This is a genomic window from Burkholderia sp. EMB26, from assembly GCF_024730645.1.
Lineage (GTDB): Bacteria > Pseudomonadota > Gammaproteobacteria > Burkholderiales > Burkholderiaceae > Burkholderia > Burkholderia cenocepacia.
Map to the genome: position 1 here is coordinate 766395 of NZ_CP078072.1, position 19880 is coordinate 786274.

A 19880-nucleotide genomic window follows, 5' to 3' on the forward strand; every position below is an offset into this window, starting at 1 on the left:
ACCGAGTGTAGACGGGCATGCCGTGAAAATCTTGAAGGAAAATGCGCTGCCAGCGCATTTCGCGCGGACGCGATCGGCACGATCACTTGCGTGTAAAAGTAGGGCGCTATACTCTGCCGGGCCGCGCGCGCAGGCCCTGCGCGGGGGTATGCACTCACCGCGCACACGCATTGAAAGCAATCTGTCAGGATGACGAGCGGACGTTTATGCAAATTCATTTTGAACGTTCGCGTGCGCATCTAAACTGGACTCGTCATTTCACGCTCCGAGTCCCTCGCTGGGGAATTCCATGTCAGACACCGTCATCGCCGCGCCGGTGGCAACGCCTTCGCGGCGGCCGAAAGACACGCTCGGCTGCGTGTCGAGCCTGCTGGCGAAGGATGTCGAGACGACATCCGGCGGCCTGAAGCTCCACCGCAAATGCATGCGCGAAGCGCACGTCGAACGCATCGAGATGCCCGCGTGCGACCGCGGCTTCCTGGTCGGCGTGTCGCTGAACGGCGGCCACCGCCGCACGCTCTACGGGCGTGCCGGCGCGAGCGAGCGCCGGTTCCAGCACCACTCGATCTACATTCGCGATTTTTCCCGTCATTTCCACGCCGACCTGTACGGCAACTTCGACTTCGTGCTGGTCGAGCTGCCGCATGCGTATCTGGCGCGCATCGGCCCCGAGCACGGCGGCAGCCCGGTCGACGGCCTCACGTGCCGCGTCGATGCGCGCGACCCGGTGCTCGGGCATCTCGCGCACGCGGTGGCCGACAGCCTCGACACACCCGGCCCGCTGAACGCGCTGTTCATCGAACAGGTCGGGCTCGCGATGGGCGCGCATCTCGTGCGCCGCTACGGCAACGCGCGCACGCGCGAACTCGAGCACAAGGGCGTGCTGTCTCCCGCGAAGGTCGCGCTCGCCAAGGAGCTGTTGATGGAAAAGGCGGACCTCGGCGTGTCGATCGAGGAAGTGGCGAACGAATGCGACCTGTCGCGCGGGTATTTCATCCGCGCGTTCTCGCGCACCACCGGCCGCACGCCGCACCAGTGGCTGCTCGAACAGCGCGTGATGCGCGCTCGCGAGCTGATCGAGACGTCCGACATGACGCTGGCCGACATCGCGGTCGCGTGCGGCTTCGCCGATCAGAGCCATCTGAACCGCCTGTTCGCGCGGATCGTCGGTCATCCGCCCGGCGCGTGGCGGCGCGCACGGTCGCGCTGACCGGCATGGGCGCACGCCGGGCCGTCACCGCACCGGCGTCGCGTCGTAGTTGACCGGCACCCAGTCGTACTGCGCACCGTCGCGGCGCAAATGCCCGAGCCCGGGAAACGCGATATGCGCGGCACCGACGAGATAGCGTCGAGCCGCGACGCGCTTCAGCGTGTCGCGCCGCGTGCGGCGGGCCGTGCCGGCATCGCTGTCGTACTGGACCGTCGCGTCGACGTCGCGCAACTGGATCGCCGCCACGTGCACGATGTCGCCCCACGCGAGCAGGCCCGCGTTGCCGCTCTCGATCAGATAGGCCGTATGGCCCGGCGTATGGCCGGGCATCGGCACCGCGCGAATGCCGGGCGCGAGCGTCGCGTCGCCGCGAAACGTCTTGAAGCGGCCGGCCGCGACGTAAGGCGCGACCGCCGCGGCGGCCGCATCGAAGAACGACGCGAGGAACGCCGGCGCGTGCGCCTTGTTGGCCGGATCGAGCCAGTACGCGGCCTCGACCGCGTTCACCCGCACGACGGCATTCGGAAACGTCATCGCGCCATTCGACGCAATGCCGCCGACATGGTCCTTGTGCAGGTGCGTGAGCAGCACTTCGTCGATCTGCGCGGGCGCGTAGCCGGCCGCGCGCAGGTCGTCGAGCAGCTTGCCGCAGCAGTCGCCGTACAGCGTGCCGGCGCCCGCATCGACGAGAATCCGCTTCGATCCGGTATCGACCAGGAACGCGTTGATCGACCCTTGCACGGGCGGCTCCAGGAAGGCGCGATCGAGATCGCGCCGGATCTCGTCCTTCGAGATGTCGCGGAACACCGTGTCGACCGGAAACGGATGAGTGCCGTCGGACAGCGCGATCACCGTGAAGTCGCCGATCTTCTGCCGATAGAAGCCGGGGGGCTGCCGGCCCGCGGCGGGCACGGGAGCGTCGGGCTGCACACCGGACGCCGCGTCGGACGGCACGCCGGCTTGCGCAAATGCCGCAGGCGCCAACAGGCCCGCGCACCCGGCCACGATCAGCAAACGCGCCGCCTGCGCGACGCACGCGTGCCGGAACAGGGTCTTCATGTGTTCTCCGTGACGAACCGTACGCGCGCCCGGCCACGAATGGAACGGCCCGCGCGACACGCGATGTCGCGCAGCTTATCGGGCGCCATGGCGAAAATCCTGAGCGCTGCCTGAATTGTCCTGAAGACGCAGCGCACGGACGGGGCTGCCGCGCGACCCGGCGCTAGAATGCGATCCGCATGCAACGCGACGTTGCACCCCGCCCAAGGACGACCCCATGGACAAATTCTCCGCGCTGCGCGCCTTCGTCGAAGTCGCGGAAGCCGGCGGCTTCTCGAGCGCAGGGCGCCGGCTCGATCTCGCCGCTTCGTCGGTCGTGCGCGCGGTGGACGCGCTCGAAGCGTCGCTCGGCACCGTGCTGCTGAACCGCACGACGCGGCAGGTCACGCTGTCCGATGCGGGCGCCGTCTACTATGCGCGGGCGAAACGCGTGCTCGGCGAACTCGCCGATGCCGACGCGCTGGTGGCCGACCGCGGCGACGCGCCGTCCGGCCCGCTGCGCGTGTCGGTCCCGGTCGCCTACGGGCTGCGCCGCCTCGCGCCGCACGTCGCCGCGTTCGTCGCCCGCCATCCGAAGCTCGACCTCGACCTGCAACTCACCGACGAACGCGTCGATCTCGTATCCGCGCGAATCGACGTCGCGATCCGGCTCGGTGACGCCGCGCCGACCGCGGAAGTCGTCGCGCGCCCGCTCGGCACGTTCCGGCGCTACGTGGTCGCGAGCCGCGCCTACCTCGACGCGCACGGCACGCCCGCGACGCCGGCCGAACTGGTCGATCACGCATGCCTGCGCTTTCATTTCGGCGTCGACCAGCAGACGTGGACGTTCGTGGGTGCGCCACGCACGGCGCAGGTCGTCGTCACCGGGCGGCTGAAATCGAACCACAGCGAAGTGCTGCGCGAGGCCGCACTCGACGGCGCCGGCATCGCGCTGCTGCCCGACTGGCTGGTCGATACGGACCTCGAAGCCGGCCGCCTGCAACGGCTGTTCGATCAATACGACGTGACGCCGGGCTCGGCGCGCGCGGTGATCACCGCGCTGTACCTGCCGAACCAGCGCGGCTCGAAGCGCGTGACCGCGTTCATCGATTTCGTCGAATCGCTCGCTCGCGCGCAGCCCTGAGACGGGCGACACGAGCGATGCCATGCGTCACCAGCCGAACTTCGCTTCCATCCCGACGTAGTCGGCGTTGCGCGCGCCGAGTGCGCGAATCGACGAGCCGAGCTGGAAGTGCACGGCCTCCAGCGCGAGCGCGACGTTCGCGTTCACGAGCCAGTCGACGCGCGCCTGCGCGTACATCCCCGTCCATGCGCCGCCCTTGCCCGCCGTGCCCGGCACCGCCGACATCCCCTGCCCGTAGATCGCGTCGGCCGTCGTCTGCCGCCACTGGAAGCCGACGGCGGTGAGCACCGTCACCGAGCTGGCCGGCTTGAAGGTCAGCGACGGCTTCACGTGGATCAGGTTGCTGTACCCGGTATAGCCGGCGAGCGTGAAGTAATAGCCGTTCGGAAACATCGGGTTGAATGTGCCGACGCGCCGGTCGCCCGGATGCGCGTCGCCCGATGCACCGTCGACCTGGATGCCGATGCGCGGCGTGCCGGCCGTCTTCGCGAACGTGTAGCCGCCCAGCGCGCCGAACGCCCACGCGCCGACCGTGTCCTGTCCGACGTGGCCCGTCTGCAGCATCGCCTCGACGTCCCAGTCGAACCCGTCGGTCTTGCCCGCGTAACGCATGTCGAACACGTCGCGACGCTCGGTGCCGGACGCATCCGGATAGCGCGCGTTGTCGCGCGTGTAGCGCGACCAGTACGCGGACAGATCGCCGGGCCCCGTGCCGGTGCGCTCGACGCGCACGCCGTCGAATCGCAGATGGCGGTTCGACACGTCGTCGAACGCGGCCGCATTGCGATACTGCACCGGGCGCGTCACGTAGCCGATCAGGCGCCATTTGCCGATTTCGTAATCGGTCCACAGTCCGTCGTACGCCTGCCGCACGTTCGGGCCGTCGCGCACCGACACGAAGCGCTGCAAGTCGAACGCCATCTCCTGCCGGCCGATCCGCGTCTTGAACGTGCCCGGCCCCAGTTGATCGACGTACGCGACGAACGCCTGCTCGAGGTCGAGCTGATCCTTGTCGACGGGGCCGACCGTGTCCTTGCCGAACGGCCGCGCATCGACGAACTGCACGAACGCCTGGAAGTGCCCGCGATAGCGCAGGTCCGCGTGCACGTTCGCGCGCTGGATCACGTAATTGTCGTCGTGCGCGGCGCCGAGGCCGAACAGCGGCGCGTTGTTCAGTTCGAAGCGCTCGCGCAGGTTCGCGCCGAGCGACAGGTAGGTCGACGGATCGTCGCCGAGCCGTATGTATTTCAGCGCGTCGAACGGCTTGCGCGGCACGCACGGATTCGCGAGCACCGACCAGTCCTCCTGCCAGCGGTTGAACAGCACCGTCGGGCGTTTCGCGGTGCACGACGCCGCGGCGGCAGCCGGCGACGCGGCCGCGCCGCCCGCCGCCTCGGCATCGGCGCCGACGGCCGAACCCGCATGCAACGCGGCGCCGCCCGCCAGCACGACGCACGGCAGCGCGCCGCGCCACGATCGCTTCATCGGCCGGCGCACCGTCATTTCAACCGCGCGTGGATTTCGGCGACATAGCCGCCCGGGAACTGCACGAGCGCCGCGTCGCGGCCGTCCGATTTGAACGGCGGCACCAGCACCGTCACGCCCGCGGCTTCGGCCTGCTTCAGCGTCGCGGCGAGATCGGCCACTTCGTAGCCCGTCATTTCACGCCCGAACGGGTACGGCAGGTGACCGTCGGTCGCGAGCACGGTCATCTTGCCGAAGCCCGATTCGATGCGAATGCGGCGGTACGTATCGTTCGGCCGGCCGATCTCGATGCCCGGCGCATGGCGCACGTCCGACACGATCTTGCCGTGCGAGAACGCGGCGAAGTTGCGTGCGAGCTTGCTCGCGCTTTCCGGCGACACGTACACGCGATTCTCCGGCACCGTCTGCAGCGCGTCGTAGTTCGGCGCCTGCGTATGCCAGTACAGCTGCATGTTCACGCCGCCCGGCCAGCGAACGATCGCGTCGCGTCCGATCGGGTCGGGAAACGTCGATACGACGATGTCCGCGCCATGCGCGCGCGCCGACTTCACCGCGACGTCCATGTCGGTGACGAGATAGCCGGTGCGTTCCTCGCAGAACGGGTACGGGATCGGCGTCTTGAAGCCGAACACCGAGATCGTGCCGACCGGCGTCAGCACGAGCTGCGACATCGTCTGGCTCGGCGTCGGCGTGACCTGGAACACGCCCTGCTTCGACTTCTTGCCGCCGAAGGTCGCGACGAAGCTGTCGGTGAAGCGGTCGAAGTCTTCGGGGGCGACGCACACGTGCGTCGTGTCGTACTGCGGGCCGACCGCAACGGCTGGCGACCGCGCCGCGGCGGCCGGCGATGCGATGTCGTCGAGGTGGGTTTCGTCGGCGAGCGCCGGCGCGCCGGCCAGGAGCGCGACGAGCACGGCCGACGATGCGGCGGTCATGCGCAGCATGTCGCGCAGGTTCAATGAATTCATCGGTTTTCTCCTTGATGGTGACGCGCGCGGCACGGCGCCGCGCGCGGATTCGGATTCAGCGGGATACAGGCCACTCGTCCGGGCGGCCCGGACGACAGGCGAGAAACACGCGCACCGCGCGCGGGAGACGGCGCAGACTCGTCGTTTCGACACGGTCGTCGCAACGTCACCGAATGGCGGGAACGCTGCCAGCCCGGTCTCGCCTATCGTTGCGCACGGTGACGAGGACGAGCCCGCCGATCTCGACCACGATCGCCATCGCCGCCCATACGGACCCGGGGTGCAGGCCGAAGTGCGCCTGCTCCGCGGCGGCCGCATCGAAACCCAGCAGCGTGTACACGCCCGCGATCAAATACGCGGACACCAGCATGAGACGCGAGACCGGCAGCACCCATGGCTGCGACAGCAGCACGCGGACCCACGCCGAGTTCCGTAGACGAGGCGCGTCGTCATCTCAGACCGCCCAGCACGAACAGCCGAACGCACCCCAGAAGCCCTTCGCGTCGGACGTCGGCAACGCGTTTGCCCATGCGTTCGCGTGCGCATGCTGGTGAACGTTGCATTCGTTCGCGCAGCCGCACATCGCGGCGGCGGCCGCGCGTTGCAACGGTGCGCCGTTGCGCTGCGTCGCGCCCCAGCCGCCATAGCCCCCGAACTCGCGAACGGGCGACCAGTCCGGCATCGCCGGCGGGATCGGCGCGTCGTGCGACGCGAACGGCCCCGCGCCCCATACGATCTTCCCGTCGACCACCGTCAGCAACGCGGTCGTGCCGGCGATATCGTCCTCCGCGCACGCGAAGAAATCGCGGTCCGGGACGATCAAGTCGGCGAGCTGCCCCACCGCGATGCGTCCTTTCTTGCCCTCCTCGTTCGAGAACCACGTCACGTACTCGGTCCACATCCGCAGCGCGGTTTCGCGATCGAGCAGGTTGCGCTGCGGATACATCCTCAGGCCGCCGACCGTCTTGCCCGTCACGAGCCATGCAAGCGACACCCACGGGTTGTACGACGCGACGCGTGTCGCGTCCGTGCCGGCCGACACCTTGAGCCCCTTCGCGAGCATCTTCGCGACAGGCGGCGTCGCCTCCGCGGCTTGCGCGCCGTAGCGCTCGACGAAGTATTCGCCCTGGTACGCCATCCGGTGCTGCACCGCGATACCGCCGCCGAGCGCGGCGATCCGGTCCATCGATTGCTCGGTGATCGTTTCCGCGTGATCGAAGAACCAGTTCAGCCCTTCGAGCGGGATGTCTTCGTTGACCTTCTCGAACACGTCGAGCGCGCGGCTGATCGTTTCGTCATAGGTCGCATGCATGCGCCACGGCCAACGGTTTTCCGCCAGCACGCGCACGACACCTTCGAGGTCATCCTCCATCTGCGCGGGCAGATCCGGCCGCGCCACGCGGAAGTCTTCGAAGTCGGCCGCGGAAAACGCCAGCATCTCGCCCGCGCCGTTATTGCGGAAGTAGTCGGTGCCGTCGTGGTACTTGACGCTCTTCGTCCAGTTCACGAAGTCTTCCTTCTCCGCATTCGGCTTCTGCGTGAACAGGTTGTACGCGATCCGGATCGTCATCTCGCCCGTGTCGTGCAGCTTGCGGATCACTTCGTAATCGTCGGGATAATTCTGCGACCCGCCGCCCGCGTCGATCACGCCCGTCACGCCAAGCCGGTTCAGCTCGCGCATGAAGTGACGCGTCGAGTTGTACTGATACTCGAACGGCAGCTTCGGGCCTTTCGCGAGTGTCGCGTAGAGGATCGTCGCGTTCGGGTTCGCGAGCAGCAGGCCGGTGGGGTTGCCTGCGGCATCGCGCAGGATCGTGCCGCCCGGCGGCTCCGGCGTGTCCTTCGTGTAGCCGACCACCCGCAGCGCCGCCGCATTCAGCAACGCGCGATCGTACAAATGCAGGATGAACACAGGCGTATCGGGCGCGACTGCATTGAGTTCGGCGATCGTCGGCAGCCGTTTCTCGACGAACTGATGTTCGGTGAAGCCGCCGACCACGCGCACCCACTGCGGCGCCGGCGTGATCGCGACCTGCTGCTTGAGCATCTCCATCGCGATCGCGAGCGACGGCACGCCGTCCCAGCGCAGTTCCATGTTGTAGTTCAGTCCGCCACGAATCACGTGGCAGTGGTTGTCGATCAGACCCGGCAGCACGCCGCGGCCGCCGAGATCGACGACCTTTGTCGCGCGGCCCGCGAGCGGCATCACGTCCGCTTCGCTGCCGACGGCAACGAAGCGTCCGGCGGCAATCGCGACCGCCGTCGCGACGGGGTTCGTGCGATCGAGCGTCGTGAATCGTCCGTTATGCAGGATCAGATCCGGTTGGGTCACGGTTGCGGTCATATGCATCATCTCTTGTTGATCAGAAGCCAAAGAGTTGTTTCACGGGGGGTAAGGCTTGTACGCCGATCAGCATGCCGAGCAGCCCGACCAGCGCAATCAGCGGCGGTGCGGGAGAGCGAACCTTGATGGCGCTGTAAATCACACCGATCAGCACACCCGCGCCAAGGGAAACCAGATAAGGTTCCATGCAATAAATCTCCCGGACAATTTCGAATGCAGGGGCTGTATTTCGACCCGCATGCCGCGGGCGGCATTCGTGTTTCGGTCACGTCCGCCGCCCGCGGCAATGGAGCCCATGCGACGCGTTCACATCGAACCCGCCGCACCGGCATCAGCGGTCGCCGGTCGTCCGCGCTTACTTCGCCGGAACGGCCGGAATCGACTCGTGCGGCGTCGCGGTGCGTTGCGGCGCCTTGTGGAGCATCGTGTACGCGTAGTCCACACCCATCCCGTATGCGCCCGAATGCTCCTTCGCGATCGCCATCACCGCGTCATACGTCTCGCGGTGCGCCCAGTCGCGCTGCCACTCGAGCAGGACCTGCTGCCACGTGACCGGCACCACGCCGGCCTGCACCATGCGCTGCATCGCGAAATCGTGCGCGGCCTGCGTCGTGCCGCCCGATGCGTCGGCGACCATGTAGATTTCGTAGTCGCCTTCGAGCATCGCGCAGAGCGCGAACGTCGTATTGCAGACTTCGGTCCACAGACCCGACACGACCACCTTCTTGCGGCCGTTCGCGGCCAGCGCGTCGCGCACCTTCTGGTCGTCCCACGAGTTCATCGACGTGCGTTCGAGCGTCTTCTGGTTCGGGAACACGTCGAGCAGCTCGGGATAGGTGTGGCCCGAGAAGCTCTCGCTTTCGACCGTCGTGATCGTGGTGGGGATGTTGAAGACCTTCGCGGCCTTCGCGAGCCCGACGACGTTGTTCTTCAGCGTCTGACGATCGATCGACTGCACGCCGAACGCCATCTGCGGCTGCTGGTCGATGAAGATCAGCTGGCTGTTGTGCGGAGTAAGTACTTCAAGCTTCGGATTGCTCATGGTGGTGATGTCCTTTGACGCGGAGAAAAATGAGGCTTGCCCGGCCGACGCATCCGCGAGGCATCCAATGCGCCATGTCGGAAGCGTCGGCAGTCGGCCTGCGTCATTCAATACGCGAAATTTCGACCGCACCAGTTAATTGTTCTGATTCTCACCGCGCTCTGAATTCAGACTGAAAAGATCTGAATTTCATTGAATCGGCTAACGATGAACACGCAGACCTGATAGGCTGGCCCAAGACTTTCGGATCGACGCCAGACCGGTATTTATCCATATTTTTAACGGCCGTCATTCCGTCCTATATCTATGAAACCGTATATTGCTTCGCTTCTCGCCGGCATCCTCGCCGGCGTCGTCTACGCGCTGATCGGCGTGCAATCGCCGGCGCCGCCCGCCGTTGCCCTGGCTGGCCTGCTCGGCATTCTGGTCGGCGAACAGATTCTTCCCGTGGTGCGACGGATGTTCGATGGCATCCGCCTGGGAACCGCATGGCGCGACGCGAAGTGCAGCCAGCACATGTTCGGCGCGCTGCCCGGCGCGCACGCCGATGCTTCCGCGAAGCACCGCGAATCGACACCGACGTGACAGGCAGACGTCGAGCGAATGCGGCGGCGGCCCGGCCGTCGGCACACATGCGTGCGTGCCTCGATACATCGGACGACGAACCATTGTTAACAACATGGGGTTCAGCATTGCTCGACGGCGCGACACCGCCTGATGCCCTTGTCGTAGCAAAACTCGTCATGAAGCTGTCTTTCGAAGCACTCGATGCACTGGACGCGATCGACCGCACCGGTAGGTTTTCTGACGCCGCAGTTGGTGCACCGCGTGCCGTCCGCATTGACATATCTCGTACAAAAGCGCGAAAGCGATCTCGACGTCGCGTTGTTCGATCGCAGCGGGCGTCGGGCGAAGCTCACGCGCGCGGGCCGCGTCGTCGTCGAGGAAGGCCGTCGTCTGCTTCATGCCGCCGAGCAGCCTGAACGGAAGGCGCAGCGCGCGCAGCAAGGTCGGGAAACCGAGGTCCGCGTCTGCATCGTGGAGATACTGCCATTCGACATGATGTGGTCATACGCCCACGCGTTCTACATGCGAAGGACTCGCGGTGGGTACGCTCCCGGACTGCATCGCGGCACCCGCGATCGCGCAAGGCAGGCTTGTCGCGCGAAAAGTCACCGGCATGCGCGGCACGACCCATTGCTATATCGCGTGGCGCGCCGACGAAGCCGGGCGCGCGTTACGCTGGTGGGTCGAACAGCTCGGTCACCCGGACCTCGTCGACCGGTTCACCACTGCTGCGCTTTCTGTAGCCGCCCGCCGCGTGCGCGACGAACGCCGTGCGGAACCGGCGCTCAGCGCGACGCGGAGGGTTCGCCGGTCCGGCCGGCGCGCCAGGTAAGGAAACAAAGCAGCGCGAGCGGCAGCGCCAGTGCCCAGAACGCGGCGTACAGGTAGGCGCTCGCCCCGGCGCCCGCGCCGAGCGCGAAACCGGCGACCGGCGGCAACGTGCGTCGCAGCCGCGCGCGTGCGGCTTCCCGTTCGGCCGGCGCGGCGATCGGCACCAGCCAGTCGAATGCATCGATGACCGCCTGCGTGACGTTGCCGGTCATCACGGTGTTCGCGACGACGGTGCGCGCGGTCAGCCGGCCGTGCGCGTTCTGCACACCCATTGCCGCGGCACCCAGCAGCCCGCAGACGATCGTCGCGGGCGCATCGGCACTGCCGATCGGCGACGCCGCGACGCCCGCGAGCATGAATCCGGCCAGCAGGATCGTCTGCAGTGCGTACAGCGAGCGCGCCCGCACGCCATGCCCCCGCACGCGCATCCGGTGATCGAGCACGCGGGCGGCCACGATGCCCGCGATGAATGCCGGAAACGCGAGCCACTTGATCATAAGGCCCTGGCCGACCCCGGCAAGGCCCGAGCCGATCAGGATGAAGTTGCCGGTGACGTGCGCGGTAAAGAGCCCGAACAGCGCGACGAAGCCGAGCGTGTCGACGTAGCCGGCGATCGAGGCGAGAAACACGTCCTCGCCGCGCACGCGATCGGGGGCCGCCGCGCCCGCTGCCGTTACTTGCGCGGGTTGCATGTCGTGGCTTCCGCGGTTTTGTGGATGGGGTCCGCATCGCGAGCCTGCGCGGCGAGCGCACGCAACGGCGCCGGCACGAGCGGGATCGCATGCTCGCGGACGACGATGCCGAACAGGCGCGCCAGCGCGATCAGCGGCGGCGCGGGCGACTGCACGCGCACGAGGGGGTGCAGGAGGCCGACTGCGATGCGGGCTCCCGGCGAGATCAAGTAAGGCATGGTCCGTTCCGGTTGTACCGCCGGCCGGGCCGGCCGAAGGGCTTCGGCCTCGTGCGGCGGCTCGGGAACAAGACTAGGGAAGGCGGCCCTGAAAGTCATGGCGGCGAACTGAATCGTTCTGAACGTGCGGTGCGGTGCGGTGCGGTGCGGCGCGGCGACGCACGCACGCGACGACCGCCGACGAACCGACCGCCACGCCGCCGCCTCACACCGGGATTCAGAACGATTCAGCCACGACGTTCGTCGCGTGGCCTATGCTCGGACAGCATCGGACGCGACCGTATCGCGCACCGTCCGCATCGAACCGGGATTCTCACCATGACGACCGACACGCTCGCACTCACCCATCACACCGTTACGGCGAACGGCATCCGCCAGCACGTCATCGATGCCGGCGCGGGGCCCGTCGTCGTGCTGCTGCACGGCTTCCCCGAAACCAGTTTTGCATGGCGCTTCCAGATTCCGGTGCTCGCGCGGCACTATCGCGTGATCGTGCCCGACCTGCGCGGCTACGGCGAAACCGACAAACCCGCGGCCGGCTACGACAAGCGCAACATGGCGCGCGATCTCGCCGCGCTGCTCGACGCGCTCGGCATCGAGCGCATCGCGCTCGTCGGGCACGATCGCGGCGCACGCGTCGCGACGCGTTTCGCGAAGGACTTCCCCGAACGCGTCGAGCGGCTCGTCGTGATGGACAACGTGCCGACGCGCATCGTCGCGCAGAACATGACCGCGCAAACGGCGCGCGCGTACTGGTTCTTCCTGTTCCATCAGGTGCCCGACCTGCCGGAGGCGCTGATCGCCGGCAAGGAAGCCGAATGGCTCAGCTACTTTTTCGCCGACTGGTGCTACAACCCGCACGCGATCTCGGGCGATGCGTTCGACACGTACGTGCGTGCGTACCGACGCCCGGGGGCCGCGCGCGGCGCGCTGGCCGACTATCGCGCGAACGCGGAAGACGTGCAGCAGGACCTCGTCGATGCGGACGTCAGGATCGCGTGCCCGACCATGGCGATCTGGGGCGAGGATTTCTACGCGGTCGGCAAGATGTTCGACATGAAGGCCGTATGGGAAGGCATGGCGACCCACCTGCGTGCCGAGCCGATCGCGCAGTGCGGGCATCTGCCGCACGAGGAGCAGCCCGAGCGCGTGAACGCGCTGCTGCTCGATTTCCTGCGCGGCTGGGCCGGCTGACGCCACGCGCGCCGCACACGGCATCATCGGGGGGAACATCGGATGGAACACGGAGCGGGCCGCAAGGCCGTCATCGCCGGCGGATCGGTCGGCGGGCTGTTCGCGGCGACCGCGCTGCGCGCGGCCGGCTGGGACGTCCGCGTCTTCGAGCAATCGCCGCACGCACTCGACAGCCGCGGCGGCGGCATCGTGCTGCAACCGCCGATCGAGCGCGCGTTCGCGTTCGGCGGTGTGCCGCTGCCGCGCGAGGCAAGCGTCGATTCGATCGACCGGATCTACGTCGATGCGCACGACCGGATCGTGCAGCGCTTCGCGATGCCGCAGACGCAGACGGGCTGGAACGTGATCTACACGGCGCTCAAGCGTGCGCTGCCCGCCGGCGTCATCCACGCGGGCGACGCGTTCGAGCGGTTCGAACCGGACGGCGAGCGGATCGTCGCGCATTTCGCGAGCGGCCGCGCCGAGACGGCCGACCTGCTGATCGGCGCGGACGGCGGCCGCTCGACCGTGCGCGCGCAATTGCTGCCGGACGTGCGGCCGACGTATGCGGGCTATGTCGCGTGGCGCGGGCTCGTCGACGAACGCGCGCTGCCCGAGCAGGTGCTGGTCCTGCTGCGCGAACGCTTCACGTTCCAGCAAGGCGACCGGCACCTGTTCCTGACCTATCTGGTGCCCGGCGCCGACGGCACGATCGAACCGGGCAAACGGCGCGTGAACTGGGTGTGGTACCGGCGTCTCGCATCCGACCGGATGCCGTCGCTGTTCGTTGCGCGCGACGGCACGCAACGCGACGGGTCGCTGCCACCCGGCGCGATGCGCGACGACCACCGCGCGGAACTCGTCGACGCCGCCGACCGGATGCTCGCGCCGACGCTCGCCGCGCTCGTCGATGCAACCACCGCGCCGTTCGCGCAGGCGATCCTCGATCTCGCGGTCGAGCGGATGGCTTTCGGGCGCGCGGTGCTGCTCGGCGATGCCGCCTGCATCGTGCGCCCGCACACGGCGGCGGGCGTCGCGAAAGCGGCGGAGGACGCGGTCGGCCTCGCCGAAGCAGTGCGCAAAGTCACACGCGGCGCCGCGTTCGATGCCGCGCTGGCGGGCTGGGACGCCCGTCAGCGCGCCGCCAGCGCATCGATCGCCGCGCGCGGGATCGCACTCGGCGCGCGGCTGATGGGCGCGGCGTGAACATGCGCCGGCCGGGGGTCGACTGCATGGCGCTGCGGATCGAATCCGGGATTCAGTGCGCGCAGCACGCTGGCGCGCCCGCCGTCGTCATCGGGCAGCTGCGGCTGCCCGCGCGCGAAAACCGGGGTCGCGACCGCCGCGAGCCACGCGGCGATCGCCAGCCCCGTCACGCGTCTCGATACGGCGCCCCGCTTCATTGCGCGCTCGCGGTCGATACGGCGCCCGACGTCGCGGTCATTGCCGAGTGCCGGCCGCCATGCGCGATCGCATACAGCTCGCGATTGCGCGCGATCGTCTGCGCGCTCGGCGGATAGTCCGTGTTCAACGTCGGCAGCGACCCGTCGCGCTCCGCCTGAATCAGGTCGGCGCGCACGTCGGCCCGCGTGACCGGATGGCCGGTGGTCTGCGCAAATGCGACGATCGGTGCGCTCAGCGCACAGGAAAGCAATGCCGCACGAATCAGGTGGTTCATGATGTTCACCTCTCGAAGATAGCGTGTTAGCGTCCGCCGATCAGGCCGGACCTCCGCTCCGCATCGATGCGATGAGGAGTGGTGTCCATTCTGCGATTCGCGCGCTGTCCGGAAGGTGAGGCTTCGATTACGGTCCTGTCATCTATCGCGGCCGGGCCACACGGCGGCGTCGGTCAGCGCGTCACGGTTTCGGTGTTTCGCACGCTGCCCAGAAACCGCGTCAACTCCACCGTCTGCGGCCGCTCGAAGATCTCGTCGGCCGTCCCGCTCTCCCACACGCGCCCCTGATGCATGAACACGATCCGGTCGCTCACCGCACGCGCGAAGTTCATCTCGTGCGTCACCATGATCAGCGTCATGTCCTCGCGCGCGAGTTGCTCGACCACGCCCAGCACCTCGCCGACGAGCTCCGGATCGAGCGCGGACGTGATTTCGTCGCACAGCAGCACGCTCGGCTTCATCGCGAGCGCCCGCGCAATCGCGACGCGCTGCTGCTGGCCGCCCGACAACTGTTCCGGAAACGCGTCGAACTTGTCGCCGAGGCCGACGCGCTCGAGCATCAGTTCCGCGATCGCGCGTGCCTGCTGGCGGTGCGCCTTCTTCACCACCGACTGCGCGAGCATCACGTTCTGACCCGCGCTCAGGTGCGGAAACAGGTTGTACTGCTGGAACACCATGCCGACCTTCAGCCGCAGCGCACGCAGGTCCGCGTGCCGTGCATCGACGCGTTCGCCGTCGACCGAGATCGTGCCCGCGTCGATGCTCTCGAGCCCGTTGAGCGTGCGCAGCAGCGTGCTCTTGCCCGAGCCGCTGCGCCCGATGATCGAGACGACCTGCCCGCGCTCGACGGAGAAATCGATGCCCTTGAGCACATGATGGGTGCCGAAGTTCTTTTCGAGACCCCGGGTTTCAACGAGCGGCATGCCATCTCCTTTGCAACGTGCGCGCATAACGGGTAAGCGGATAACAGAGCGCGAAATAGATCAGCGCGACGAGGCCATACACGACGAACGGCCGGAACGTCGCGTTCGAAATCGCGACGCCGACCTTCGTCAGCTCGGTGAAGCCGATGATCGACACCAGCGCCGTGTCCTTCACGGCCTGCACGCCGAAACCGACCGTCGGCGCGATCGCGATGCGCGCGGCCTGCGGCAGGATCACGTGACGCAATTGCTCGACGTAGCTCATCGCCAGGCTGGCCGACGCCTCCCACTGCCCTTTCGGTACGGCCTCGACACAGCCGCGCCAGATCTCGGCCAGATACGCGCTGGTGAAGAACGTGAGCCCGGCCGTGGCCGCGACCCACGGCGGAACGTCGAGCCCGACGAGCGGCAGGCCGAAGAACACGATGAACAGCTGCATCAGCAACGGGGTGCCCTGGAACACCTCGATATAGAGCTTCGCGACGCCGCGCAGCACCGTCGAGCTCGACACGCGCATCACGAGCAAGCCGAGGCCGACCAGGCCGCCCGTCACGAACGACACGATCGACAGCACGATCGTCCAGCGCGCGGCCAGCAGCAGGTTTGCGAGAATCTGCCCCAACGTGAAATCGGTCATCGCGCACCTCGCACGCGACGGGTGAACAGGCGGCGGCCCATCGCGCCGAGCGTGGCGCGCAGCAGCAGCGCCATCGCCAGATACGCGAGCGTGATCACGAAGTACGTCTCGAAGGCGCGGAAGTTGCGCGACTGGATGTAGCTGGCCGCATAGGTCAGATCGGCCACCGAGATCTGCGACACGACGGCCGAGCCGAGCATCGTGATCACGATCTGGCTCGACAGCGCGGGAAACACCTTGGCGAGCGCCTGCGGCAACACGACGTGACGCAGCATCTGCGCGCGCGACATCGCCAGCGCGGACGCGGCCTCCAAGTGCCCTTTCGGCACGGCGGCCACGCCGGCGCGCACGATCTCGACCGAGTACGCGCCGAGATTGAGCGTCATCGCGAGGATCGCGGCCGTGTACTCGTCGATGTGCACGCCGAGCGCCGGCAAGCCGAAGAAGATGAAGAACAGCTGGACGACGAACGGCGTATTGCGAATCGCCTCGACGTACGCGCCGATCAGCGGGCGCAAGCGCACGGCCGCGCGCGCGTCGGCGCTGTACGCGGCCGCGCCGAGCACGCCGACGGCGACGCCCAGCACGGTCGCAACCGCGGTCAGCGCGAGCGTGATCGCCGCGCCGCTCGCGAACACGCCGACGTACTCGGCGAGCTCGCCGAATTGAAGCTGGTAGCTCATGGGACGGGGATAAATTCAGGTTCGGACAACGACACGCGCCACGCCGGGCACCCCGGCCGCGGCGACGTATCCGGCGACACGGCGATGCGTCACAGTCCGGCCGGCAACGGCTGGCCGAGCCACTTGCGCGACATCTCGCCCAGCGAGCCGTCCTGCTTCGCATGCGCGATCGCATCGTCGATCTTCGCGAGCAGGCGTGGTTCGTTCTTGTTGACGCCGACGAAGCACGGCGAATTCTTGATCACGAACTTCACCTCCGGGCGGCGCGGCGGATTCTTCGCGAGAATCGCCGCCGCGACGATGTTGCCGGCCGCGATCAACTGGACCTGCCCCGACAGGAACGCCTGGATCGTCGCGTTGTTGTCCTCGAAGCGCTTGATCGTCGCGTTCGGCGCGAGCTGCGACAGCGCGATCTCCTCGAGCGCGCCGCGCGTGGCGCCGACCGTCTTGCCGGTGAGGTCGGCCGGCGCGCTCACCTTCACGTCGGACGGCCCGAACACGCCCTGGAAATACGGTGCGTACGCGCTCGAGAAGTCGATGACCTTCTCGCGCTCCGGGGTCTTGCCGAGCGACGAGATCACCATGTCGACCTTGTTGGTCGTCAGGTACGGAATCCGGTTCGCGCTGTTTACGGGCACCAGCTTCAGCTTGACGCCGAGCGCCTTGGCAAGGAGTCCTGCCATGTCGATGTCGTAGCCCTGCGGCTGCATGTCCGTGCCGACCGAACCGAAGGGCGGATAGTCCTCGGGCACCGCGACGCGCAGCGTGCCGTTTTTCGCGATGGTGTCGAGCGCATCGGCATGGGCCGGCGCGGCGGCGAACAGCGCGATCACGGGGGCGGCGAGCAGCGCAGCCAGCCAGGTGCGTCGGGGGAACGGTCGGGTCGTCGGGCTCACGGTGAATCTTCCTTGTCTGGTATGTCGTCGAGCGACGCGCAACGATTGCGCGGTCCACACCACTCCAGCAAAAACCGGGCCATTGCCGTCAAACGCTTGCCCCACCGGCACGAGACGGAAATTTCAGCGAACCGCTCGGCGTGCCGAATTCCTCATTTCGGTGCACGAACCGGCGCCGTCGGTAACGGTTGCCCTCGCAGCGCGCGCCGGCGCACCAAATTACCTATCTGGTTCACCCGTCGCCGCGGCCCTATGCACGGATTCGAACAGGCCCAGTCCAAATTTGCATTCCGTTTGTGACGGCAATTACGGCTGAATACGTTCGCGACGTACCGTGCCTTTCGTCACGTCCGACGAATCGCGATCAGGACGGGCGTGCTCGATTCGGTGCGCTGCTCCTCCGGTACCGGTGGTCCCGATCGTCCCGCGATCGGGGCGAATCCAATCCCATCCGCGCGCGAGGATACCGTCATGGCATCGATTCCCGACCCGTCGACAACCGGCGAAACCGACAAACGCAGCTGGCTCGAATCGCACGAAGCCGGCTATCACCAGACCCTCGGCAATCGACAGGTGCAGATGATCGCGATCGGCGGGGCCATCGGCACCGGGCTGTTTCTCGGCGCCGGCGCGCGGCTGCAGGCCGCCGGCCCGGCGCTCGCGATCGTCTATCTGGTGTGCGGCGCGTTTTCGTTCCTGATCCTGCGCGCGCTCGGCGAACTCGTGATGCATCGCCCCAGCAGCGGCAGCTTCGTGTCGTACGCGCGCGAGTTCCTTGGCGAAAAGGCCTCGTTCGTCGCCGGCTGGATGTACTTCCTGAACTGGGCGATGACCGGCATCGTCGACATCACCGCCGTCGCGCTCTACATGCACTACTGGGCGCCGTTCGCGGCCGTGCCGCAGTGGATCTTCGCGCTCGTCGCGCTGTGCATCGTCGCGACGATGAACCTGATCGGCGTGAAGTGGTTCGCCGAGATGGAGTTCTGGTTCGCGCTGATCAAGGTCGCTGCGATCGTGCTGTTTCTCGTGATCGGCGCGGCGATCCTCGGCACGGGCATGCCGGTCGCCGGTCATGGCACCGGCATGCATCTGATCACCGACAACGGCGGGTTCTTTCCGCACGGGCTGATGCCGGCGCTGGTGCTGGTGCAGGGCGTGGTGTTCGCGTTCGCGGGCGTCGAACTGGTCGGTACGGCCGCCGGCGAATGCAAGGATGCGCGCAAGGTGCTGCCGCGCGCGATCAACAACGTGATCTGGCGCATCGCGATCTTCTACGTCGCATCGGTCGTGCTGCTGGTCTGCCTGCTGCCGTGGAGCGCGTACAAGGCGGGCCAGAGCCCGTTCGTCACGTTCTTCGGCACGCTCGGCGTGCCGGGCATCGGCTCGGTGATGAACCTGGTGGTGCTCACGGCCGCGCTGTCGAGCCTCAACTCCGGCCTGTATTCGACGGGGCGCGTGTTGCGTTCGCTGTCGATGGGCGGCTCCGCCCCCGCGTTCCTCGCGCGAATGAGCGGGCAATCCGTCCCGTACGCGGGCATTCTGGTGACGGTCGCGATCTACGTGGTCGGCGTGCTGCTCAACTATCTCGTGCCGTCGAGCGTGTTCGAGATCGTGCTGAACATCGCGTCGCTGGGCATCATCAGCACCTGGGGCTTCATCGTCGTGTGCCAGATGAAGTTCCGCGCCGCGGTCAGGCGCGGCGACGTGGAAGACGTGTCGTTCAGGATGCCGGGCGCGCCCGTCACGTCGTGGCTCACGTTGCTGTTCCTGCTCGGCGTGCTGGTGTTGATGGCCTTCGACTACCCGAACGGGACGTGGACGATCGCCTCGATCCCGCTGGTCGCGCTGCTGCTCGTGGCCGGCTGGAAGTGGCTGAGCCGTCGCGCGCGCCGCGCGCTGCTCAAGCCGACGATTCCGTCGATCACGCTCACGCAGAACGTGCTCGAGAAAGGCGAGAACTGACTCGCTACGGCATGCGCGCCGTCCGTTGAGGGAACCGCCGCCGGGTTTCCGACGGCGGTCGCCAACCGCGCTCAGTGATGCTCGTACAACGGCTGCGTGTCGAGCGACGCGAGCGATGATGTCGCCGTCCTGGCCGCGTCGGTCGGCTGGGCAGCGGCCGATTGCGCTTGCTGCGCGGCGACCTTCGCCTCCGCGGCCTGGATGTCCTCCGGATAGTACGGATCGGTGCCGATGGGACGATAACCGGCCTTTTCGACGCGGACGAGATCGGCACGCACCTCGGCGCGGGTAACCGCATGGTCGGTGGTTTGCGCAAATGCGACGATCGGTGCGCTCAGTGCGCAGGACAGCAGGACTGCACGAATCAGGTTGTTCATGATGTTCACCTC

The 19880-nt window shown here is 67.4% G+C and carries 22 protein-coding genes and 1 pseudogene; 7 read left to right on the forward strand and 16 right to left on the reverse strand.

Translation table 11 applies throughout. The features are described from left to right. Positions 1-289 precede the first annotated feature (289 nt). The gene (locus KU887_RS33780) at positions 290-1210 is read left to right on the forward strand and encodes an AraC family transcriptional regulator (protein WP_006485986.1); all 921 of its coding nucleotides are present in this window, start codon (positions 290-292) and stop codon (positions 1208-1210) included. Positions 1211-1234: 24 nt separating this feature from the next. On the opposite strand, the gene KU887_RS33785 is transcribed toward KU887_RS33780, so the two are convergent. Continuing rightward, positions 1235-2269, reverse strand: coding sequence for an MBL fold metallo-hydrolase (locus KU887_RS33785; RefSeq protein ID WP_006498484.1), 1035 nt, complete (start codon positions 2267-2269; stop codon positions 1235-1237). A 217-nt stretch (positions 2270-2486) separates the two neighbouring features. Here KU887_RS33785 and KU887_RS33790 point away from each other — a divergent pair, with 217 nt between their 5' ends. Beyond that, positions 2487-3392, forward strand: a complete 906-nt coding sequence (locus KU887_RS33790; RefSeq protein WP_048986071.1) for a LysR family transcriptional regulator — start codon at positions 2487-2489, stop codon at positions 3390-3392. A gap of 27 nt (positions 3393-3419) precedes the next feature. On the opposite strand, the gene KU887_RS33795 is transcribed toward KU887_RS33790, so the two are convergent. The 6 genes from KU887_RS33795 to KU887_RS33820 form a co-directional block, all read right to left on the reverse strand. Then, complete coding sequence (locus KU887_RS33795; protein ID WP_080331433.1) at positions 3420-4877, reverse strand: alginate export family protein; 1458 nt, start codon at positions 4875-4877, stop codon at positions 3420-3422. Positions 4878-4891: 14 nt separating this feature from the next. Continuing rightward, positions 4892-5845 carry a VOC family protein gene (locus tag KU887_RS33800; RefSeq protein WP_077020431.1) on the reverse strand — a complete coding sequence of 318 codons (954 nt, stop codon included), beginning with the start codon at positions 5843-5845 and terminating at the stop codon, positions 4892-4894. Positions 5846-6011: 166 nt separating this feature from the next. Next, a complete protein-coding gene (locus tag KU887_RS33805; RefSeq protein ID WP_058903725.1) occupies positions 6012-6257 on the reverse strand; it encodes a DoxX family protein in 246 nt (81 codons plus the stop codon). Between the two features lie 42 nt (positions 6258-6299). After that, entirely contained in the window at positions 6300-8189 is a 1890-nt protein-coding gene (locus KU887_RS33810; RefSeq protein WP_048986098.1) for an amidohydrolase, read from the reverse strand. Between the two features lie 19 nt (positions 8190-8208). Continuing rightward, complete coding sequence (locus tag KU887_RS33815) at positions 8209-8376, reverse strand: DUF1427 family protein (RefSeq protein ID WP_006484386.1); 168 nt, start codon at positions 8374-8376, stop codon at positions 8209-8211. 168 nt (positions 8377-8544) lie between these two features. Next, a complete protein-coding gene (locus KU887_RS33820) occupies positions 8545-9231 on the reverse strand; it encodes a hydrolase (RefSeq protein ID WP_006498490.1) in 687 nt (228 codons plus the stop codon). A 306-nt stretch (positions 9232-9537) separates the two neighbouring features. Here KU887_RS33820 and KU887_RS33825 point away from each other — a divergent pair, with 306 nt between their 5' ends. Continuing rightward, complete coding sequence (locus KU887_RS33825; protein WP_060211395.1) at positions 9538-9816, forward strand: XapX domain-containing protein; 279 nt, start codon at positions 9538-9540, stop codon at positions 9814-9816. Positions 9817-9974: 158 nt separating this feature from the next. Then, positions 9975-10630 (forward strand): annotated as a pseudogene (locus tag KU887_RS33830) (LysR family transcriptional regulator). Here KU887_RS33830 and KU887_RS33835 read toward each other — a convergent pair. Together KU887_RS33835 and KU887_RS33840 are read right to left on the reverse strand one after the other, a co-directional pair. Continuing rightward, on the reverse strand, positions 10584-11321 hold the full coding sequence (locus KU887_RS33835; protein WP_058903726.1) for a YoaK family protein: 738 nt from the start codon (positions 11319-11321) through the stop codon (positions 10584-10586). The pseudogene KU887_RS33830 and the gene KU887_RS33835 sit on opposite strands and share 47 nt — an antisense overlap. Further along, entirely contained in the window at positions 11303-11539 is a 237-nt protein-coding gene (locus tag KU887_RS33840) for a DUF1427 family protein (protein ID WP_058903727.1), read from the reverse strand. Before KU887_RS33840 ends, KU887_RS33835 begins: the two co-directional genes overlap by 19 nt. 318 nt (positions 11540-11857) lie before the next feature. Between KU887_RS33840 and KU887_RS33845 the strand changes: the two genes are divergently transcribed. Together KU887_RS33845 and KU887_RS33850 are read left to right on the forward strand one after the other, a co-directional pair. Next, positions 11858-12733 (forward strand): alpha/beta fold hydrolase, encoded by an 876-nt coding sequence (locus tag KU887_RS33845; RefSeq protein WP_258258577.1) that lies wholly within the window; start codon positions 11858-11860, stop codon positions 12731-12733. Between the two features lie 42 nt (positions 12734-12775). Further along, on the forward strand, positions 12776-13918 hold the full coding sequence (locus KU887_RS33850) for an FAD binding domain-containing protein (RefSeq protein WP_258258579.1): 1143 nt from the start codon (positions 12776-12778) through the stop codon (positions 13916-13918). On the opposite strand, the gene KU887_RS33855 is transcribed toward KU887_RS33850, so the two are convergent. From KU887_RS33855 to KU887_RS33880, 6 genes are all read right to left on the reverse strand, one after another. Continuing rightward, the gene (locus KU887_RS33855) at positions 13846-14115 is read right to left on the reverse strand and encodes a hypothetical protein (protein ID WP_012493778.1); all 270 of its coding nucleotides are present in this window, start codon (positions 14113-14115) and stop codon (positions 13846-13848) included. The genes KU887_RS33850 and KU887_RS33855 overlap by 73 nt on opposite strands. Beyond that, positions 14112-14390 (reverse strand): DUF4148 domain-containing protein, encoded by a 279-nt coding sequence (locus tag KU887_RS33860; RefSeq protein WP_062886082.1) that lies wholly within the window; start codon positions 14388-14390, stop codon positions 14112-14114. Before KU887_RS33860 ends, KU887_RS33855 begins: the two co-directional genes overlap by 4 nt. Positions 14391-14563: 173 nt before the next feature. After that, complete coding sequence (locus KU887_RS33865; protein WP_006493844.1) at positions 14564-15313, reverse strand: amino acid ABC transporter ATP-binding protein; 750 nt, start codon at positions 15311-15313, stop codon at positions 14564-14566. Next, the gene (locus tag KU887_RS33870; RefSeq protein ID WP_258258582.1) at positions 15300-15950 is read right to left on the reverse strand and encodes an amino acid ABC transporter permease; all 651 of its coding nucleotides are present in this window, start codon (positions 15948-15950) and stop codon (positions 15300-15302) included. Before KU887_RS33870 ends, KU887_RS33865 begins: the two co-directional genes overlap by 14 nt. Next, on the reverse strand, positions 15947-16633 hold the full coding sequence (locus KU887_RS33875) for an amino acid ABC transporter permease (RefSeq protein WP_006484385.1): 687 nt from the start codon (positions 16631-16633) through the stop codon (positions 15947-15949). Before KU887_RS33875 ends, KU887_RS33870 begins: the two co-directional genes overlap by 4 nt. An 89-nt stretch (positions 16634-16722) precedes the next feature. After that, positions 16723-17529, reverse strand: a complete 807-nt coding sequence (locus tag KU887_RS33880) for a transporter substrate-binding domain-containing protein (protein WP_006484387.1) — start codon at positions 17527-17529, stop codon at positions 16723-16725. Positions 17530-18000: 471 nt separating this feature from the next. Here KU887_RS33880 and ansP point away from each other — a divergent pair, with 471 nt between their 5' ends. Beyond that, complete coding sequence (gene ansP / locus KU887_RS33885) at positions 18001-19491, forward strand: L-asparagine permease (RefSeq protein ID WP_080331425.1); 1491 nt, start codon at positions 18001-18003, stop codon at positions 19489-19491. A 71-nt stretch (positions 19492-19562) separates the two neighbouring features. On the opposite strand, the gene KU887_RS33890 is transcribed toward ansP, so the two are convergent. Continuing rightward, entirely contained in the window at positions 19563-19868 is a 306-nt protein-coding gene (locus KU887_RS33890) for a DUF4148 domain-containing protein (RefSeq protein WP_077057143.1), read from the reverse strand. Positions 19869-19880 lie beyond the last annotated feature (12 nt).

Excerpts from the sequence above, each read along its gene's own strand:
- KU887_RS33780 (WP_006485986.1), top strand. The coding sequence starts at position 290 with ATGTCAGACACCGTCATCGCCGCGCCGGTGGCAACGCCTTCGCGGCGG.
- KU887_RS33785 (WP_006498484.1), bottom strand. The coding sequence starts at position 2,269 with ATGAAGACCCTGTTCCGGCACGCGTGCGTCGCGCAGGCGGCGCGTTTG.
- KU887_RS33790 (WP_048986071.1), top strand. The coding sequence starts at position 2,487 with ATGGACAAATTCTCCGCGCTGCGCGCCTTCGTCGAAGTCGCGGAAGCC.
- KU887_RS33795 (WP_080331433.1), bottom strand. The coding sequence starts at position 4,877 with ATGAAGCGATCGTGGCGCGGCGCGCTGCCGTGCGTCGTGCTGGCGGGC.
- KU887_RS33800 (WP_077020431.1), bottom strand. The coding sequence starts at position 5,845 with ATGAATTCATTGAACCTGCGCGACATGCTGCGCATGACCGCCGCATCG.
- KU887_RS33810 (WP_048986098.1), bottom strand. The coding sequence starts at position 8,189 with ATGACCGCAACCGTGACCCAACCGGATCTGATCCTGCATAACGGACGA.
- KU887_RS33815 (WP_006484386.1), bottom strand. The coding sequence starts at position 8,376 with ATGGAACCTTATCTGGTTTCCCTTGGCGCGGGTGTGCTGATCGGTGTG.
- KU887_RS33820 (WP_006498490.1), bottom strand. The coding sequence starts at position 9,231 with ATGAGCAATCCGAAGCTTGAAGTACTTACTCCGCACAACAGCCAGCTG.
- KU887_RS33825 (WP_060211395.1), top strand. The coding sequence starts at position 9,538 with ATGAAACCGTATATTGCTTCGCTTCTCGCCGGCATCCTCGCCGGCGTC.
- KU887_RS33835 (WP_058903726.1), bottom strand. The coding sequence starts at position 11,321 with ATGCAACCCGCGCAAGTAACGGCAGCGGGCGCGGCGGCCCCCGATCGC.
- KU887_RS33840 (WP_058903727.1), bottom strand. The coding sequence starts at position 11,539 with ATGCCTTACTTGATCTCGCCGGGAGCCCGCATCGCAGTCGGCCTCCTG.
- KU887_RS33845 (WP_258258577.1), top strand. The coding sequence starts at position 11,858 with ATGACGACCGACACGCTCGCACTCACCCATCACACCGTTACGGCGAAC.
- KU887_RS33850 (WP_258258579.1), top strand. The coding sequence starts at position 12,776 with ATGGAACACGGAGCGGGCCGCAAGGCCGTCATCGCCGGCGGATCGGTC.
- KU887_RS33855 (WP_012493778.1), bottom strand. The coding sequence starts at position 14,115 with ATGAAGCGGGGCGCCGTATCGAGACGCGTGACGGGGCTGGCGATCGCC.
- KU887_RS33860 (WP_062886082.1), bottom strand. The coding sequence starts at position 14,390 with ATGAACCACCTGATTCGTGCGGCATTGCTTTCCTGTGCGCTGAGCGCA.
- KU887_RS33865 (WP_006493844.1), bottom strand. The coding sequence starts at position 15,313 with ATGCCGCTCGTTGAAACCCGGGGTCTCGAAAAGAACTTCGGCACCCAT.
- KU887_RS33870 (WP_258258582.1), bottom strand. The coding sequence starts at position 15,950 with ATGACCGATTTCACGTTGGGGCAGATTCTCGCAAACCTGCTGCTGGCC.
- KU887_RS33875 (WP_006484385.1), bottom strand. The coding sequence starts at position 16,633 with ATGAGCTACCAGCTTCAATTCGGCGAGCTCGCCGAGTACGTCGGCGTG.
- ansP (WP_080331425.1), top strand. The coding sequence starts at position 18,001 with ATGGCATCGATTCCCGACCCGTCGACAACCGGCGAAACCGACAAACGC.
- KU887_RS33890 (WP_077057143.1), bottom strand. The coding sequence starts at position 19,868 with ATGAACAACCTGATTCGTGCAGTCCTGCTGTCCTGCGCACTGAGCGCA.